This is a genomic window from Pseudonocardia xinjiangensis, assembly GCF_012911925.1.
GTDB classification, from domain to species: Bacteria; Actinomycetota; Actinomycetes; order Mycobacteriales; family Pseudonocardiaceae; genus Pseudonocardia; species Pseudonocardia xinjiangensis.
This window is the reverse complement of sequence record NZ_JAAXKY010000003.1, coordinates 15,032-30,888: the sequence shown is the minus strand read 5'-3', so window position 1 is coordinate 30,888 and position 15,857 is coordinate 15,032. Positions and strand designations below refer to the sequence as shown.

Annotated in this window: 15 protein-coding genes; 12 read left to right on the top strand and 3 right to left on the bottom strand. The window is 74.1% G+C overall.

The annotated features are described in order from the left end of the window. Positions 1 to 266: 266 nt before the first annotated feature. Positions 267 to 1,097, bottom strand: a complete 831-nt coding sequence (locus HF577_RS02005; protein WP_169393961.1) for an HAD family hydrolase — start codon at positions 1,095 to 1,097, stop codon at positions 267 to 269. A gap of 415 nt (positions 1,098 to 1,512) precedes the next feature. Between HF577_RS02005 and ssd the strand changes: the two genes are divergently transcribed. The 7 genes from ssd to HF577_RS01975 are packed head-to-tail and all read left to right on the top strand — an operon-like array spanning position 1,513 to position 6,668. Next, positions 1,513 to 2,622 (top strand): septum site-determining protein Ssd, encoded by a 1,110-nt coding sequence (gene ssd, locus HF577_RS37295; RefSeq protein WP_312858890.1) that lies wholly within the window; start codon positions 1,513 to 1,515, stop codon positions 2,620 to 2,622. Between the two features lie 53 nt (positions 2,623 to 2,675). Next, positions 2,676 to 3,845, top strand: coding sequence for a TadA family conjugal transfer-associated ATPase (locus HF577_RS02000; protein WP_211173675.1), 1,170 nt, complete (start codon positions 2,676 to 2,678; stop codon positions 3,843 to 3,845). Further along, positions 3,842 to 4,639: a type II secretion system F family protein gene (locus tag HF577_RS01995; protein ID WP_169393959.1), complete on the top strand. Its 798-nt coding sequence runs from the start codon at positions 3,842 to 3,844 to the stop codon at positions 4,637 to 4,639. Before HF577_RS02000 ends, HF577_RS01995 begins: the two co-directional genes overlap by 4 nt. Then, positions 4,639 to 5,385 (top strand): type II secretion system F family protein, encoded by a 747-nt coding sequence (locus HF577_RS01990; protein ID WP_169393958.1) that lies wholly within the window; start codon positions 4,639 to 4,641, stop codon positions 5,383 to 5,385. Before HF577_RS01995 ends, HF577_RS01990 begins: the two co-directional genes overlap by 1 nt. A 28-nt stretch (positions 5,386 to 5,413) precedes the next feature. Beyond that, positions 5,414 to 5,629 carry a DUF4244 domain-containing protein gene (locus HF577_RS01985; protein WP_169393957.1) on the top strand — a complete coding sequence of 72 codons (216 nt, stop codon included), beginning with the start codon at positions 5,414 to 5,416 and terminating at the stop codon, positions 5,627 to 5,629. After that, positions 5,629 to 6,150, top strand: a complete 522-nt coding sequence (locus HF577_RS37855) for a TadE family type IV pilus minor pilin (protein ID WP_246265470.1) — start codon at positions 5,629 to 5,631, stop codon at positions 6,148 to 6,150. Before HF577_RS01985 ends, HF577_RS37855 begins: the two co-directional genes overlap by 1 nt. After that, the gene (locus HF577_RS01975) at positions 6,147 to 6,668 is read left to right on the top strand and encodes an Rv3654c family TadE-like protein (protein WP_169393956.1); all 522 of its coding nucleotides are present in this window, start codon (positions 6,147 to 6,149) and stop codon (positions 6,666 to 6,668) included. Before HF577_RS37855 ends, HF577_RS01975 begins: the two co-directional genes overlap by 4 nt. A gap of 368 nt (positions 6,669 to 7,036) precedes the next feature. Here HF577_RS01975 and HF577_RS01970 read toward each other — a convergent pair whose 3' ends face one another. Then, entirely contained in the window at positions 7,037 to 9,400 is a 2,364-nt protein-coding gene (locus tag HF577_RS01970; protein ID WP_169394039.1) for a DEAD/DEAH box helicase, read from the bottom strand. A 211-nt stretch (positions 9,401 to 9,611) separates the two neighbouring features. Then, positions 9,612 to 10,550 carry a serine hydrolase gene (locus tag HF577_RS01965; RefSeq protein WP_169393955.1) on the bottom strand — a complete coding sequence of 313 codons (939 nt, stop codon included), beginning with the start codon at positions 10,548 to 10,550 and terminating at the stop codon, positions 9,612 to 9,614. Between the two features lie 259 nt (positions 10,551 to 10,809). Between HF577_RS01965 and HF577_RS01960 the strand changes: the two genes are divergently transcribed. The 5 genes from HF577_RS01960 (at position 10,810) to HF577_RS01940 (ending at position 15,840) form a co-directional block, all read left to right on the top strand. Beyond that, positions 10,810 to 13,122: a sodium-translocating pyrophosphatase gene (locus HF577_RS01960; RefSeq protein ID WP_169393954.1), complete on the top strand. Its 2,313-nt coding sequence runs from the start codon at positions 10,810 to 10,812 to the stop codon at positions 13,120 to 13,122. Positions 13,123 to 13,255: 133 nt separating this feature from the next. Beyond that, a complete protein-coding gene (locus HF577_RS01955) occupies positions 13,256 to 13,810 on the top strand; it encodes a hypothetical protein (protein WP_169393953.1) in 555 nt (184 codons plus the stop codon). Positions 13,811 to 13,884: 74 nt separating this feature from the next. After that, positions 13,885 to 14,478, top strand: a complete 594-nt coding sequence (locus HF577_RS01950) for a hypothetical protein (protein ID WP_169393952.1) — start codon at positions 13,885 to 13,887, stop codon at positions 14,476 to 14,478. A 92-nt stretch (positions 14,479 to 14,570) separates the two neighbouring features. Further along, on the top strand, positions 14,571 to 15,188 hold the full coding sequence (locus tag HF577_RS01945) for a hypothetical protein (protein ID WP_169393951.1): 618 nt from the start codon (positions 14,571 to 14,573) through the stop codon (positions 15,186 to 15,188). A 58-nt stretch (positions 15,189 to 15,246) separates the two neighbouring features. Continuing rightward, a complete protein-coding gene (locus tag HF577_RS01940; protein WP_169393950.1) occupies positions 15,247 to 15,840 on the top strand; it encodes a hypothetical protein in 594 nt (197 codons plus the stop codon). The last annotated feature ends 17 nt before the right edge of the window (positions 15,841 to 15,857 follow it).

Here is a 15,857-nt window from a genome sequence, read left to right as displayed (position 1 = left end):
CGAGATCCAGGCGTGCACTACGTGTCGTGTTGGTGGCCTCGGCGTCCAGCGTCCCGATACGCAGGCCCACGACGACATGCCTCCCGCGGCGTGCTGCGCGTGGAGCGCCCGACACTCATGCACGGAGACCCGCTCGGGGTGGACGGGTGCTTCTCTGCCGCACCGCCCCTGGCCGAACAGGAGTCCGTGACCCCTTTGTAGTACGTGACGGGAAGCACAGCAAGGGCCGGACGGCAGTGCACCGGTTCAGAACATCGCCGGCCTCGTCACCGGCGGGTCCACCGCTTGTGGCCGTACCAGGACGCACCCACGAGCGCCGCCGCGCCCAGTCCGGCCGCGGCGAAGGTCGCGCTCCTCTCCGGGGGTCGGAACCGGCGCAGCGCCACGGGGTCGGCGAACGTCAGGATCGGCCAGCCGCGCTGCATCGCCTCCCGGCGCAGGCCCTTGTCCGGGTTGACGACCGTGGGATGCCCGACGGCCTCCAGCAGCGGCAGGTCCGTGATCGAGTCGGAGTAGGCCCGGCAGTCCTCCAACCGGTAGCCGCGCTCGTCCGCGATCTTCCGCGCCGCCTCGGCCTTCTCCTCGCCGTAGCAGTAGTAGTCGATCACACCTGTGTAGCGGCCCTCCTCGACGCTCATCCGCGTGGCCAGGCAGCGGTCGGCTCCCACGAGAGCAGCGATGGGTTCCACGACCTCCAGGCCAGAAGCGGACAGCACGATGACCTCGTCACCGTTCGCCCGGTGCTCGGCGATCAGCTCGGCGGCCTCTGCGTACACGAGCGGCTCGACGATGTCGTACAGGGTCTCGGCGACGATCGCCCGGATCTGCGCCACCTCCCACCCCGTGCAGAGCGCGGTGATCCGCCTGCGCAGCAGGTCCATCGTGTCCGCGTCCGCGCCGGAGAGCACGAGCAGTAACTGGGCGTATCCGCTGCGCAGCGCCGCCCGCCTGCTGATCAACCCCCGGCGGCGGAACGGTCGGCTGAACGCAAGGGCGCTGGAGCCCGCGATGATCGTCTTGTCAAGATCGAAGAAGGCAGCGGCTCCAGAGGCCGCTGGAGGCGGGTTCGGGGGTAGCGTCGGCAACGGACCAGGCACGTGGAGCGAGCTTGCCAGAACCCGACAGGGAGTGGCGGACCCCACGGCGCACCGCGGACGCTGCACAGATGCTCCGTCCAGGGGCGCGCGTTGCAGCCTTTCAAGGGCTACAGTTGGTGGTGCCCGGACGTGTCCGGGCGCGGTTCAGCTCGACCCCCCGGAGCTGAACCACCGACGGCCCCCGCCAATCCCCCCTGGCGGGGGCCGTCCCATGTCCAGGGGAGCCCGCAGCGGCCCCCGAATCAACTCTTGCCGGGCGCCCCGACAGAACCCGGCACAGCGGCACCGATCGGGCCCGGTTGTCCACATCGGCTACTGGCTGTCCACAGGTTGACGATCCGTCCTCCGACGGAGCCACCCGCACCTCACTCTGATCTCGCCGCTCCCCCCGAGCGGCACGACGAGGGAGGTCGCGGTGCATCAGGGCTCAGGCGAACGTCGCGGGTTGGTGATGGTGTCCGACCCCGAACTGCTCGACACCGTCCTGCGGTTGGCCGCGGCAGCGGGCTGTGAGCTCCACCGCACGGTCGACGCGGCGCAGGCCCGGCCGCACTGGCCGGGAGCACCCCTCGTGCTGCTCGACGCGGCGGCCGCGCAGCAGTGCGCGCAGGCCGGGCTGCCCCGCCGGGGCGAGGTGATCGTCGCCGTCCGTGGCGAACCCGCGCCTCCCGTGTGGCAGCACGCCGTCGCGGTGGGGGCCGAGCACGTCATCTCCCTGCCCGACGCCGAGTCCTGGCTGGTGGCCGCGTTCACCGAAGCCGCTGAGGGGCCCGGCCACGACGGCGCCGTGCTGGCCGTCGTCGGCGGCCGGGGTGGCGCCGGTGCTTCCGTACTCGCCGCCGCCGTCGCGGTCACCGCCGTGCGTGAGGGCTCGCGGGTGCTGCTCGTCGACTGCGACCCACTCGGCGGCGGCCTCGACCTCGTGCTCGGCGCGGAGGAGCTCGGCGGCCTGCGATGGCCCGACATCGGGGTCGAGGGCGGTCGGGTGCCTGCCACCGCGCTGCACGCCGCCCTTCCTGCACCCGCGGTCGCCCGCCGGGGCGGGGGCGAGCTGGCGGTGCTGTCCTGCGACCGGTCGGCACACGGGCCGTCCCCGGCTGCCGTCCGTTCGGTCATCGAGGCCGGCAGGCGAGCAGGCGAGACGGTCGTCTGTGATCTTCCCCGCTACCCCACCGACGCCGCGATCGCCGCGTTGGCAACCGCCGACCTCACCGTGCTCGTCGTTCCGGCCGACGTGCGGTCGTGCGCGGCGGGCGCCAGGGTGGCCGCGGTTCTGAGCGAGCACGGCGGACCGGTCCGTCTCGTCGTACGGGGTCCGGCGCCCGGAGGTGTGGATGCCGCCGAGGTCGCACGCGCGCTGGGCCTGCCGCTGCTCGCGGCGATGCGGCCCGAGGCGGGTCTCGCCCGTGCGCTGGAGCGCGGCACCGCACCGGGTCGTCCTCGGGGGCCGCTCGCCGCGGCGGCACAGGCGGTACTCACCGAGCTGCACGCCACCGCGGCGCGGACCTCCGGGGCACGGCCGTGAGCGGGCCGGGCCGGAGCGTGGCCACCACGCTCGCCGGTCGGCCGCCGGTCGAGCTGCGCGGGCGGAGCGCCTCCGAGTTGGTCGACCGCGTGCGCTCCCGGCTCGCCGCAGCCGGCGGCGAGATCACCCAGGCCGCGGTGGCCGCGGCCGTCCGAGCGGAAGCCGGGGGCGTCGCCTCCGATCTCGACGTGCTCGCGGCGCTGCGAGTTCTGCGACAGGAGTTCGTCGGCGCCGGACCGCTCGACGAGCTGCTGCGCGACCCCCGCACCACCGACGTCCTGGTGTGCGGCCCCGGCTCGGTGTGGGTCGACCGCGGGTCGGGCCTCGAGGCCACCGACGTCCGGTTCACCGACGAGGCCGCCGTACGCAGGCTGGCCCAGCGCCTGGCCATCGCCGCAGGCCGTCGCCTCGACGACGCCAGCCCGTACGTCGACGGCTGGATCGCCGACGTCGGGGTCCGGCTGCACGCCGTCCTGCCGCCGATCGCCGCCGACGGCACGTGTCTGTCCCTGCGCGTGCTGCGTCCCGCGGCACACGACCTCGCGGCCCTCCGCGCGCTCGGCACCGTCGACGCCACCGGGGAGGCCCTGCTGCGGGCGGTGCTCGCCGCGCGGCTCGCCTTCCTCGTGTCCGGCGGCACCGGCACCGGCAAGACCACGATCCTCGCCGCGATGCTCAGCGCCGTCGACCCTCGGGAGCGGATCGTCTGTGTCGAGGACGCGGAGGAGCTGCGGCCCCGCCACCCGCACGTGGTGCGGCTCGTCGCCCGGCCGGCCAACATCGAGGGCGCCGGTGGGGTCGTGCTGCGCGACCTGGTTCGCCAGGCGCTGCGGATGCGCCCCGACCGGCTCGTGGTCGGTGAGGTGCGCGGCGCCGAGGTCTGCGATCTCCTGGCCGCCCTCAACACCGGCCACGACGGCGGCTCCGGCACCGTGCACGCCAACTCGGCACGCGAGGTGCCGGCGCGCATGGAGGCGCTGGCGGCCACCGGTGGCCTGCCGCGGGCGGCCCTGCACAGCCAGCTCGCCGCAGCCGTGCAGGTGGTGCTGCACATGCGCAGGCTGGCGTCCGGCGGCCGGGTGCTCGACGTCGTGGGGGTGCTGTCGCGCTCGGCGGAGGGAGTCACGGTCGACCCGGCGTGGAGCCGCACCCACGGGTGGGCCGGTGGCCGCGACGGCCTCGAGCGGCTGCTCACCGATCGCGGGGTGCGCGGGCCGTGGTGAACGCGATGGCATGCGCCGCACTGGCTGCGGCGATCACGTGCCTGCCCGCACCCGCAGGCGTGGGTAGGTTCGCGGCGCTCTGGCCGGCCCGTTCACGTCGCCGGGGCCGGCAGATGTGGGCGACCGGCCCCATCCTGCTCGGGAGCTGCGCCGGGCTGCTGGCGGCGGGGCCGGGCGGAGCACTGGCCGGGGCACTCGTCGCGTTCACGGTGCGCCGGCGGCGGGCGAGCCACCAGGTGAGCACCATCGCAGCCACCACGTCCGGACAGCTGGCCGATGCCGTCTCCCGGATCACGGAGGAGCTCCGGGCGGGCAGCCACCCGGCTGCCGCGCTCGGTGGGGTGCGCGCCGACGGCCCGCTCGCCCGCGACATCCTGGCCCCGGCGGCGGCCGCCGCGCGCCTCGGCGACAGCGTCTCCGCCGCACTGCGCCGAGGCAGCGCCCACCGGCCCGAGATCGCTCCCGACGTGGAGCGGATCGCTGTGGCATGGTCGCTGGCGGAGCGGCACGGCATCCCGCTCGCCGAGCTGCTCGCCCGCGCCCACCACGACATCCGCTGGCGAGTGCGGTTCGGGGCCACGGTGCGAGCCCAGCTCGCCGGGCCCCGAGCCACCGCACACGTGCTCACCGCGCTGCCACTGCTCGGGCTCGGTCTCGGCCAGCTCGTCGGCGCCGATCCGGTCGCGGTCCTGCGCGGTGGCGTCCTCGGTCAGGTCATGCTGGTCACCGGCGTCATGCTGGTGACAGCCGGAGCGGCGTGGTCGGAGCACATTCTTCGTTCGGCGGTGCCGTGATGACCGCCGTGCCCGGCACCGTCACCGCGGCGCTCGTCGTGCTCGCACTCGCCCTGCTCGTCCCCGGTGGCCGCCACGGCGCAGGCCGGCTGCTGGCGCTGCAGAGCACGGCGCCGGGACCGGTCGACGCCGTCGCGCCGCCTGCGCTCCGCAGCTCCTGGGTGGTCGTCGGCGCCGTCGCGGCCGGCGCACTCGGATGGACGGTCGCGGGTGCCGCCGCAGGCGTGGTGCTGGGAGCCGCGGCGGGTGGAGCCGGGGCGCTGGCCGTCCGCCGGGCAGCGGCCCGCTCCGCACCGGCCACCGAACAGGACGGCGACATCGCCGGCGGCTGGGAGCTCCTGGCCGTGTGCCTGGAGGCGGGGCTGCCCGTGTCGATCGCGGTGGCTGCGGCGGCGGAGCCCCTCCACGGCTCCACCGGCACCCACCTGCGAAGGGTCGCCGGCCTGCTCGAGCTCGGTGCCGATCCGGTCGAAGCGTGGATCGCGGCCGAGGACGTGCCCGTGCTCGCGACGTTCGCCCGGGCCGCGGGCCGATCCGCCGGCACCGGAGCCGCACTGGCCCAGGTGGCCAGGGCCGAGGGCGCGCGGCTCCGGGCCGACCTCCTCGACTCCGCGCAGGCCAGGTCCCAGCGCGCCGCGGTGCACATCACCGGCCCTCTCGGACTCTGCTTCCTCCCCGCGTTCCTGGTCCTCGGTATCGCCCCGGTCGTCATCGGCCTGGCGGGCGAGGCACTCGCGCAGTGGTGACCACCGCGCCTACCCGAAGGAGATCTCCATGTCCCTGCTGCACACCTCCCCCATCCCGCAGACCGCCGCGACCCGGCTGCGGCTGCTCCGCGACGACGACGCGGGCATGAGCACGGTCGAGTACGCGATCGGCACCATCGCCGCCGCCGCGTTCGCTGCCGTCCTCTACGCCGTCATCAGCGGCGAGTCCATCGTCACGGCGCTCACCGATCTCGTGCAGCGCGCGCTGTCGGTGTCGTTCTGATGCCCGCCCGCACGCCGGTGGCGCGGGTGGTGCACCGGTTTCCCCGCCGGTACGCCCTGCGGCACCGGCGTGCGGGCACCCCGCGGCGCGCGTGGAGATCCGCCCGAGCGGCGGGGCGGCGAGCGCGGTGGCACTGGCAGCCGCTCACCGGCACGGGAAGGAGAGAGGCCCGCCGGGCAGGCGCTCGGGCGGACCGCGGCTCCGTCACCGTGGAGGCCGCGCTGGCCCTGTGCAGCCTCGCGGTGTTTCTGGCGGTGGCCGTCGGGTCGGTCGTCGCGGTCGCGGCGGCGATCCGCTGCATCGACGCCGCGCGCGAGCTCGCCCGGCTCGCCGCCCGGGGCGAACCCGACCGCGGCCGTGCCGTGGCCGCCGCTCTCGCGCCCGACGGCGCACGTCTCGAGTTGGTGCACCAGGACGACCTCGTGGTCGTGGAGGTCTCCGGTGAGCTGCTGCACCCACTCCCCCTACGGGTGAGCGGACGCGCCGTGGCCGCACTCGAACCCGGTGCGGCAGCCCCATGATCCGCCGCCCAACGCACCGGCCGCGCGACGACGGCATCGCCACCGTCTGGGCCGCGGCGGCCGCCGCCGTGATCGTGGCGGCGCTGCTGCTCGGTCTGCATCTCGGCGCCGCTGTCGCGGCGCGCCACCGGGCGGAGGCCGCTGCCGACCTCGCCGCCCTCGCGGCAGCAGGGCACGCCGTCCACGGCGCCGAGGCCGCGTGCCGGCGGGCCGAGGTGATCGCCCAGAGGATGGGGGCCGTGGTCGCCCGCTGCCTGCTGTCGGAGTGGGACGCCCTGGTCGAGGTCCACGTCGCGGTACCGCTCGCGCTTCCCGGCACCGCCGACGCGGTCGGGCGGGCGCGCGCTGGGCCGGCAGAACCCGACCCAGCGGGGACCCCGGCGACATCCGCAGCGCCGCCCCATCCAGGGTTGGTTCATGTCGGCGCCCCGCGGGTGTGGGCCGACATCGACACCGGCCCGTACCTACCATTCGACCCGGATCATGGACCGGATCCGCCATCCGATAAGTTTGTGTGACGATCCGCGATTCACTGCCCATCATGCGGAAATCGTCGCGGCGAGCGGTCGCCTCGACTCGACGGGTGGCCGAGGGCTATCCCAACGGCCGGATTCGTCACCTTGGGCCTGCCGTCCGACGACTCGGCGCAGCACCGTAACGCTCGTCGTGGCTGCAGAACCGATGGGCGACGACCACTGGCGGCGCCCGGGGCAGGAGCGCCTACTTGATGTGGTTGCAGGCGGTTTCGGCCACCCGCACCACGAGCTCGCTCCCCAGGCTGCGGTGGGGCCGGCGCGTCCCCCCCGACGCCCACCCCGATACCGGTTCCACCGCGCTCCGGCCGTCGCCGGCCGGCCCGGCCCCCGATGTGGCCGGCCGGCGGCGGCTATCTCGCCGTCGGCCCCCCGTGCATGGCGGATGACGTCGTTCTCCCCGCCTCCGGCGCCCCCGACAGCGCATCGAGCACCACACCCAGCACGATGACCGCGCCCGCCTTGTCGAGCGGCACGTTGCCGTTCCCGCACTTGGGGGACTGCACGCAGGACGGGCAGCCGGCACGGCATTCGCAGCCGCGGATCGCGTCCCGCGTGGCCGTCAACCATGCCGCGAGAACAGCGTGCCCGCGTTCGGCGAACCCGGCGCCGCCGGGATGGCCGTCGTGCACGAAGACCGTCGGCCGGCCCGTGTGCGGGTGCAGAGCGGTGGACATGCCACCGATGTCCCATCGGTCGCAGATCGCGAACAGCGGGAGCAGACCGATCGCGGCGTGCTCCGCGGCGTGCAGCGCCCCGGGGATCCGCACGGGAGGCACCCCGGCGGCGATCAGCGCCCCCTCGTCGAGGTCGTACCAGACACCGCGGGTGTGCAGGGTCTGCTCCGGAAGGTCGAGCGGCACGGTCTCCAGGACGGTGCCGTCGGGAGCACGGCGCTGGTAGGCCACCACCTGCGAGGTCACCGTGACCTCGCCGAACGACACCCGCACGGCACCGAGGTCGCGGTGGGCGAGGACCCGCGCCACCTCCACGTCGGCGGTGGAACGGGCGTCCGTGCGCCAGTCCGGGTCGGCGGAACGCACCAGGGCCACGCCGGCGTCGAGGTCGAGGTCCTCCACGAGGTAGCTCTCCCCCCGGTGCAGGTACACCGCGCCGGGGTGTGCGGTGGCCGGGGCCGAGGGGCCGTCCACCGTGCCCAGCATCCGGCCGGTCTCCCCCTCCACCACCGCCACCTGTCCGAGGCCCGACCCCCGGATGTCCACCGATCCCGCCGGGCGCTCCCGCGTGGACGGCCAGAACCAGCCGGTGGGCCTGCGCCGCAGCACACCGTCGGCGACGAGCTCGTCCAGCACGGCCGCCGCAGGCGCGCCGCCGAACACCTCGGCCACGTCGTGCTCGGTGAGCGGGAGCTCGGCAGCGGCACAGACGAGCTGCGGTGCGAGGACGTAGGGGTTGTGCGGGTCCAGGACGCAACCCTCCACCGGAGCTCCGAGCAGCGCCTCCGGGTGGTGCACCAGGTAGGTGTCCATCGGGTCGTCCCGGGCGACGAGCACCACCAGCGCCTCCTCCCGAGCCCGCCCGGCACGGCCGGACTGCTGCCAGAAGGACGCCCGCGTGCCCGGGAAGCCGGCCACCACCACCGCGTCGAGACCGGCGATGTCGACACCCAGCTCGAGCGCGTTGGTGGTGGCCACGCCGAGCAGCTCGCCGCTCGCCAGCGCCACCTCCAGAGCACGGCGCTCCTCGGGCAGGTAACCGCCGCGGTACGCGGCCACGCGCTCGACCAGCGCCGGGTCGACGTCGGCGAGCAGCCGCTGCGCGCCCAGCGCGGTGACCTCGGCCCCCCGGCGCGACCGCACGAAGGCGAGGGTGCGCGCACCCTCCACCACGAGGTCCGCGAGCATCCGGGCGGCCTCGGCACCGGCGGCCCGGCGCACGGGCGCCCCGTTCTCCCCCACCAGCTCGGGCAGCAGCGGCGGCTCCCACAACGCGACGGTGCGACCGGCTCCCGGCGAACCGTCGTCGGTGACCGCGACGACGTCGCGACCGGTGAGCCGGGACGCGAAGGCCGCAGGCTCCGCCACGGTGGCCGACGCGAGCACGAGCGTGGGATGCGACCCGTAGCGGGCGCAGATCCGCAGCAGCCGGCGCAGCAGCAGCGCGACGTGCGAGCCGAACACCCCGCGGTAGGTGTGGCACTCGTCGACGACGACGAACTGCAACCTGCGCAGGAACGCGGCCCATCGGGCGTGCCGCGGCAGCACGGAGCGGTGCAGCATGTCGGGGTTGCTGAACAACCAGCGCCCGTGCTGCTGTGCCCAGTCGCGGGCGTCCATGGGCGTGTCCCCATCGAGAGCGGCCGGGCGCACGTCGGGGAGGCCGAGCGCGTCGAGAGCGCGGAGCTGGTCGGCCGCGAGGGCCTTCGTCGGGGACAGGTAGAGAGCGGTGGCCCGGGGCTGCTCGGCGAAACGCGCGAGCACGGGCAGCTGGTAGGCGAGCGACTTCCCCGATGCCGTGCCCGTGGCCACCACGACGTCCCGACCTGCGTGGGCCAGTGCGGCTGCGGCCGCCTGATGACTCCACGGGCTCCGCATCCCGGTGCGACCCAGCGCCTCCCGCACGTGCGAGGGCACCCAGTCCGGCCACTCGACGGAGCGGCCGGGGCGCGGGGGCAGCCGCACGGCGTGCCGCAGCGGCCCTGCCGCGTCATCGTCCGCGTGCTGGGGGAGGTCGTCCGCGCACCGCGCCACCGTCATCGCGGGGCCCGGGGACGTCTCGTCCTCGATCGCCGCCCCGTCGGTCACCGTCCAGTGCGGCGGAAGCTCTGCTCCCGATCCGGCAAGCACCCGGCGCAGGAGGAACTCGCCACGCCCGGGTCGGGTCCCGATCCCCGCGCCCGCCGCGCCACCGGCTCGTCCGTTCCCACCACACCCCACGGTCTCCGAGGTTGGCACACCCCGCCGACAGTCAGGCCATGGCCTGCGTGGCCGCGGTGGCGATGCGGGTGAGCTCCTGGCGCGAGACCTCCCAGCCCGGTGCCCGTGGCACCCTGGTCAGCAGCGCCACCACGAAGCGGCGGTCGGGACCGACCGCGCCCGTGCTGTGCATGTAGTACTTGCCGGAGAAGCAGCACATCCAGCCCTGCTTGGCCACCGCTCCCGGGGCGCCGGGCCCGTCGACGGCCGGCGCCAGCAGGCCGTAGGCCTGGTTGAACCCGTCGGCGGCCTGCGGCGGAGCCGCGTCCATGGCGGAGACCAGCAGGTCGCGGTCGGCGGGCGGCATCTCGTCGAGGATGTGCTGCCAGATCTTCACCGTGTCGGCGGCCGGCACCGACACCTCACCCCACTGGGAGGGGTCGCGCGGCGCGGCGGTGCCGCTGAGACCCAACCGGCTGCTCACCCGGCCGACGGCGCCGACACCGTCGAAGCGGCTCCACAGCGTGTTCATCGCGCCGTCGTCGCTGGGGCCCAGCGACCGGCGCAGCAGCGCGATGTCGGGATCGGCGACGGCCAGGCCCTCGAGCCGCCTGCGGTCCAGGATGTCCACGGCCACGACGACCTTCGAGAGCGAGGCCGTGTAGTAGGGCTCGGCCCCTCGCGCCCCGAGTGCCAGCTCGCCCGTCTCGCGGTCCAGCACGGCCACGGCGAGCTCGGTGGTGCCTGCCGCCGCACCCTCGGCTGCCGCGACCACGGCACGGGCGACCTCTCTGCGGGGCGAGGCGGGCGGGGCCGGTGCGGACTGGGAGCCCCGGCCCGGCTCGGCGGCGGACTGGGCTACCGGCGCCACGGCGATCGGCCCGGCGAGCCGCTGCTGGGCTCCGGCGGTGGCGCGGGCATGACCGAGCCCGCTCGCCGCGACGATCGGCACCGCGAAGAGGAGCGCGAGAGCACAGCCGATGACTATCACGCGGGTCCGGCGGGGAGCGCGGGTTATCACGTCAACATCACGATCGTCACCATCACCCAGTTCGCAGTCCCAACCGCAATCGACGGGCTCGTGATCAGATCGTTAAGCTTAGCGTTTCTCTGCCCCTGCCTGGCGAGGGGGCCGCCCCACCCCCATAGACTGCCTGTGCCTGTACCGCGCCTACCTGCGGTGACGGGTAAGACGCCAGGGGTGCCGTCTGAGTTCCCTGGCTCCGGTATTCACTGAACCAGGAGGACGGATGCACGTGTCCACCCTCGCCCAGGGCCTCGAGCTCGGGGCGAATGACCGCATCCTCGTCGGTGTGGTCGCGGTGGTCGCCCTCGCTGCCCTGGCCATCGGCTTCGTCCTGCGCCGGGAGGTCCTCGCCGCAGGCGAGGGCACCCCCAAGATGCAGGAGATCGGCCGAGCGGTCCAGGAAGGCGCCACGGCGTACCTCAACCGCCAGTTCCGCACGCTCGGCGTGTTCGTCGTGATCGTGTTCGTCCTGCTCTTCGCGCTACCCGCGGACGACCTCGGCGAGCGCATCGGGCGATCGATCTTCTTCCTCGTCGGTGCGGCGTTCTCCGCCACCATCGGCAACCTGGGGATGCGGCTGGCCACCTTCGCCAACATCCGCGTCGCCGCGGCGGCGCGCGAGGAGGGTGGCCGGGAGAAGGCCACCCGCATCGCGTTCCGCACCGGTGGCGTGGTCGGCATGTTCACCGTCGGCCTCGGCCTGTTCGGTGCGGCCGTGGTCGTGATGGTCTACGCCGGCCAGGCACCGAAGGTGCTCGAGGGCTTCGGGTTCGGCGCCGCGCTGCTCGCCATGTTCATGCGTGTCGGCGGCGGCATCTTCACGAAGGCCGCCGACGTGGGCGCCGACCTCGTCGGCAAGGTCGAGCAGGGCATCCCCGAGGACGACCCCCGCAACGCCGCGACGATCGCTGACAACGTGGGCGACAACGTCGGTGACTGCGCCGGCATGGCCGCCGACCTGTTCGAGTCCTACGCCGTGATGCTCGTGGCCGCGCTGATCCTCGGCACGGCCGCGTTCGGTCTGCAGGGCCTGCTGTTCCCGCTGATCGTGCCGGCCATCGGTGTGCTCACCGCGGTGATCGGGGTCTACATCACCCGCACCCGCGAGGGCGAGAGCAGCTTGACGACGATCAACCGCAGCTTCTACATCTCCGCGGCCATCTCGGCCGTGCTGTGCGTGATCGCCGCCTACGTCTACCTGCCCGGCAGCTTCAGCGAACTCACGAGCCCGACCGACACCACCGTCGTCGCCGCCATGGCCGGCAGCGACCCGCGGCTGCTCGCCTCGATCGCCGTCCTCATCGGCATCGTGCTGGCAGGCGTGATCCTCAAGCTGACCGGCTACTTCACCGGCACCGAGGACAAGCCCGTCAAGACCGTCGGGGAGTCGTCGCTCACCGGTCCGGCCACGGTGATCCTGGCCGGTATCTCGATCGGTTTCGAGTCGGCCGTCTACACCGCGCTGGTCATCAGCGCGGCGGTGTTCGGCGCGTTCGCGCTGGCCACCGGGTCGATCACGGTGGCCCTGTTCGCGGTGGCGCTGGCCGGCACCGGCCTGCTCACCACGGTCGGCGTGATCGTCGCGATGGACACCTTCGGTCCGGTCTCCGACAACGCGCAGGGCATCGCGGAGATGTCCGGCGACGTCGAGGGCGCCGGGGTCGGCATCCTCACCGAGCTGGACGCGGTGGGCAACACCACCAAGGCCATCACCAAGGGCATCGCGATCGCCACGGCCGTGCTCGCGGCCACGGCGCTGTTCGGCTCCTACCGCGACGCCATCGGCCAGTCACTGCTCGATGCGGGCGTCGCCCTTCAGGACGCCGGCACGGCCTTCTCGTTCGAGGTCTTCGCCCCGAACACCCTCGTCGGCGTGATCATCGGCGCCTCGGTGGTGTTCATGTTCTCCGGGCTCGCGATCAACGCTGTCACCCGGGCGGCCGGCGCGATCGTGTTCGAGGTGCGCCGCCAGTTCCGGGAGAACCCCGGGATCATGGAGGGCACCGTCCGCCCGGAGTACGGCCGCGTGGTGGACATCTGCACCCGCGACTCGCTGCGCGAGCTGGCCACCCCCGGCCTGCTGGCGATCTTCGCCCCGATCGCCGTCGGCTTCGGCCTCGGCGTCGGCCCGCTGGCCGGCTACCTGGCCGGTGCCATCGCCGCGGGCACGTTGATGGCCGTCTTCCTGGCCAACTCCGGCGGCGCGTGGGACAACGCGAAGAAGCTGGTGGAGGACGGCAACCACGGCGGCAAGGGCTCGTCCGCCCACGAGGCCACCATCATCGGTGACACGGTGGGTGACCCCTTCAAGGACACCGCAGGCCCGTCGATCAACCCGCTGATCAAGGTGATGAACCTGGTCTCGGTGCTGATCGCACCGGCAGTGGTGACGTTCTCGGTAGGCGACTCCGCATCGGCCCCGCTCCGGATCGCGATCGCGCTGGTCGCGGTGGCGATCATCGTGGCGGCCGTGGTCGTGTCGAAGCGGCGCTCCACGTCGATCGCGGACACCCCGGCGGCGAGCTCGGTCGGCTGACCGCTCGACCCCTCCCGGAGGCCGCTCACCCGCTCGGGTGGGCGGCCTCCGGCGTTTCTGAGCACTACCAGTACTTTGCCCGCGGATCGACGCGCGCCGCGCGTCCTGACAGCGCAACGTCGCGGAGGACCGCATGGGTACTCGCAGGCTCACCGGCACGCTCGCCTCGGCGTTCGTGCTCCTCGTCGCCACCGGGTGCGGCAGTGGAGGTGACGCCGAGTCCGACGCGGTGGTGTGGACCGACCAGGTGTGCGGGGCGCTCTCCGGTTTCGCCAAGGCCGCCACGACGCAGCCGCAGGTGAACGGGGTCGACCCGGTCGCCACGGTGCGCGGGCTCGGCGACTACTTCGGCGCCACGGCCACCGCCGTGGAGGGGTCGATCACCGCCCTCGACGCGGTCGGGCCGTCACCGGTGGCCGGCGGCGACGAGTACGTCGCACGGCTCAAGGGCGCGCTGGCGCAGATCCGCACGAGCTTCGACGCGGCCAAGGCGCAGCTCGCGGGGGTCGACACGTCGAGCCCGCAGGCGATGGCAGGCGCCCTGCCGGCCGCGATGGCCCCGCTGCAGGAGCTGCGGAACCTGGCCGACCCGACGGCGGGCCTGCAGGCCACCGACGAGCTCAGGACCGCCGCCGACAAGGCGTCGAACTGCCAGCAGGTGCGCTCGACCACCTCACCTGCGCGCTGACCGGATCTGGAGTCATGGGCCGCCCGCGCCGCCGTGCACACTGGCCGGCCACGTCCCCTCGAGTCGGGAGCAAGATGCCGGCGACCTCACGCCCCGCACTGATCGTCCTGGTCCTCGCCACCCTGCTGGTCCCCGTGGCGGGCTGCACCACGACCGTCCAGGGCATGGCGAGCCCGGCCGGCTCGCTGCCCGCCACCACGGCCGATCCCGTGAAGTGGGTCGACGGGGTGTGCGGCGCACTGCTGCCCTTCGTCCGGACGGCGGGCACTCCCCCGCAGCTCAGCACCGCAGCCGACCCCGCAGGGCTCGCCAGGGGCATCAGCGACTACCTCGGCCGCAGCGCCGGGGCGGCCGACTCGGCGATCGGCGGGATGACGCGGGTCGGGCCCTCGCCGGTTGCGGGCGGCGACGACGTGGTCACCCGGCTCGCCCAGACGCTCACCACGTTCAAGACCTCCTTCCAGGACGTCAAGGCCCAGGTCGACGCGGTCGACACCAGTGACCGCAAGGCGGTGGTCAGCGAGCTGCCGAAGGCGGTCGCGCCGCTGCAGGATCTCGCGAACCTGCCGGATCCGACGGTCGACCTGAAGGCCAGTCCCGAGCTGGATCAGGCGAGCCAGCATGCGCCGAACTGCCAGCTGGTCCGGCGCCAGACGAGCGGCCGGTAGCACCGACGACGCCGTTCCCGGGCCTCGGTGATCACTGCCCGAGGCCTCCCGGGCACACTGGCGCCGTCCCTCCCCCGATCCGGAGCCGGCGCATGACTCGAACGACCCGCCCCGCCCTCACGGTTGTCGTCCCCACCGTTGCCGCCGCACTCGCCGTCGCCGTCCTCGCCGGTTGCACCACCACGCTTCCCGGCAGCGCAGCCGCCGATCCCGCCCCGACCCCGACCGAGGGCCCGGGGAGCGACCCGGTGGCCTGGGCCGACCGCCTCTGCGGTGCGGTCATGAGCTTCGCCGTGCCGGCCACGACGCCGCCTGCCCTGGCGCCGTCGGCCGACCTGCCGACCGTGCAGCGCACCGTCAGCGACTACCTCGGCACCGTCCTCCACGGCGTGCAGCAGGGCCGCGACCAGCTCACCGCGATCGGCCGCTCGCCCGTGCAGGGTGGCAACGAGGCCGTGGGCCGGGCCCAGAGCGCGCTGGAGTTCCTCGAGCAGGACTTCACGGGAGCCAAGACCACGGTGGACGCCGCCGACCCCGGCAACCCCGAGTCGGTGATGGCCGCGCTGACCCAGGCCCAGTCGACCTTCGACGCGATCACCCCGCCGAACCCGCTGGCCGATCTGAGCGCCACGCCCCGCCTGCAGCGCGCCGCCGAGCGGGCGACCCAGTGCCAGCAGCTGTCCGCCCTGTCGGCCACGGCGCCGCGTTAGGAGCGATCATCGGCGCGCCTTGGTGGTCACGCTCGAACGCGTGTTCTACTGTGCGCTCGTGTCGCAGCTGTCGCTGTTCTCCGCCGACGCCCGCCCACCGAGCGTGAGCGACCTCGCCGGACTGCTGTGCGGGCCGGGACAGATCGTCCGCTTCGGCGCAGGCGACCAGGCGCGGCTGTCGATCGTGCTGCCCGACCCGGCCAGGGCACCCGCACTGGCGTCGGCGTGCGCGGCCACCGGCATCACCATGGGTACCGTGCAGACCGAGAGCGGCGCCACCGCGTTGCGCTCGGCGTTCCGGTGCGACCTGGTCGGGTTGGCCAGGGCGTGGACGAACGGTGCGGTCAAGACGGTGCCGGCGGGATGGCAATTGGACGGGCCGGCGTTACGACTGTGGGCGTTGGCCGCAGGCCGGCCGGACGACCGGGGCGGGTACCTGCTTGCGCTGGACCCGCACGCCCCGGACACGCACCTCGCTCTGGTCGCCGCGGCGACCCGGGCAGGCATCCCACCCGCAAGAGTGGGACGTGGAACGGCATTACGGATCAGTGGGACACGGCGGGTCCAACGGCTCGTCGAGCTCGTCGGCCCGGTACCGCCCAGGGCGGACGGGGCCGACTGGCCCAGGTACTGGGGCCGCACGGCGTCTTGACGAGCTGGTTAGGCTCT

Bases quoted from the DNA above. Each gene is read 5' to 3' on its own strand.
- HF577_RS01990 (WP_169393958.1), top strand. From the start codon at position 4,639: ATGACCGCCGTGCCCGGCACCGTCACCGCGGCGCTCGTCGTGCTCGCA.
- HF577_RS01985 (WP_169393957.1), top strand. From the start codon at position 5,414: ATGTCCCTGCTGCACACCTCCCCCATCCCGCAGACCGCCGCGACCCGG.
- HF577_RS37855 (WP_246265470.1), top strand. From the start codon at position 5,629: ATGCCCGCCCGCACGCCGGTGGCGCGGGTGGTGCACCGGTTTCCCCGC.
- HF577_RS01975 (WP_169393956.1), top strand. From the start codon at position 6,147: ATGATCCGCCGCCCAACGCACCGGCCGCGCGACGACGGCATCGCCACC.
- HF577_RS01970 (WP_169394039.1), bottom strand. From the start codon at position 9,400: ATGACGGTGGCGCGGTGCGCGGACGACCTCCCCCAGCACGCGGACGAT.
- HF577_RS01960 (WP_169393954.1), top strand. From the start codon at position 10,810: ATGCACGTGTCCACCCTCGCCCAGGGCCTCGAGCTCGGGGCGAATGAC.
- HF577_RS01955 (WP_169393953.1), top strand. From the start codon at position 13,256: ATGGGTACTCGCAGGCTCACCGGCACGCTCGCCTCGGCGTTCGTGCTC.
- HF577_RS01950 (WP_169393952.1), top strand. From the start codon at position 13,885: ATGCCGGCGACCTCACGCCCCGCACTGATCGTCCTGGTCCTCGCCACC.
- HF577_RS01945 (WP_169393951.1), top strand. From the start codon at position 14,571: ATGACTCGAACGACCCGCCCCGCCCTCACGGTTGTCGTCCCCACCGTT.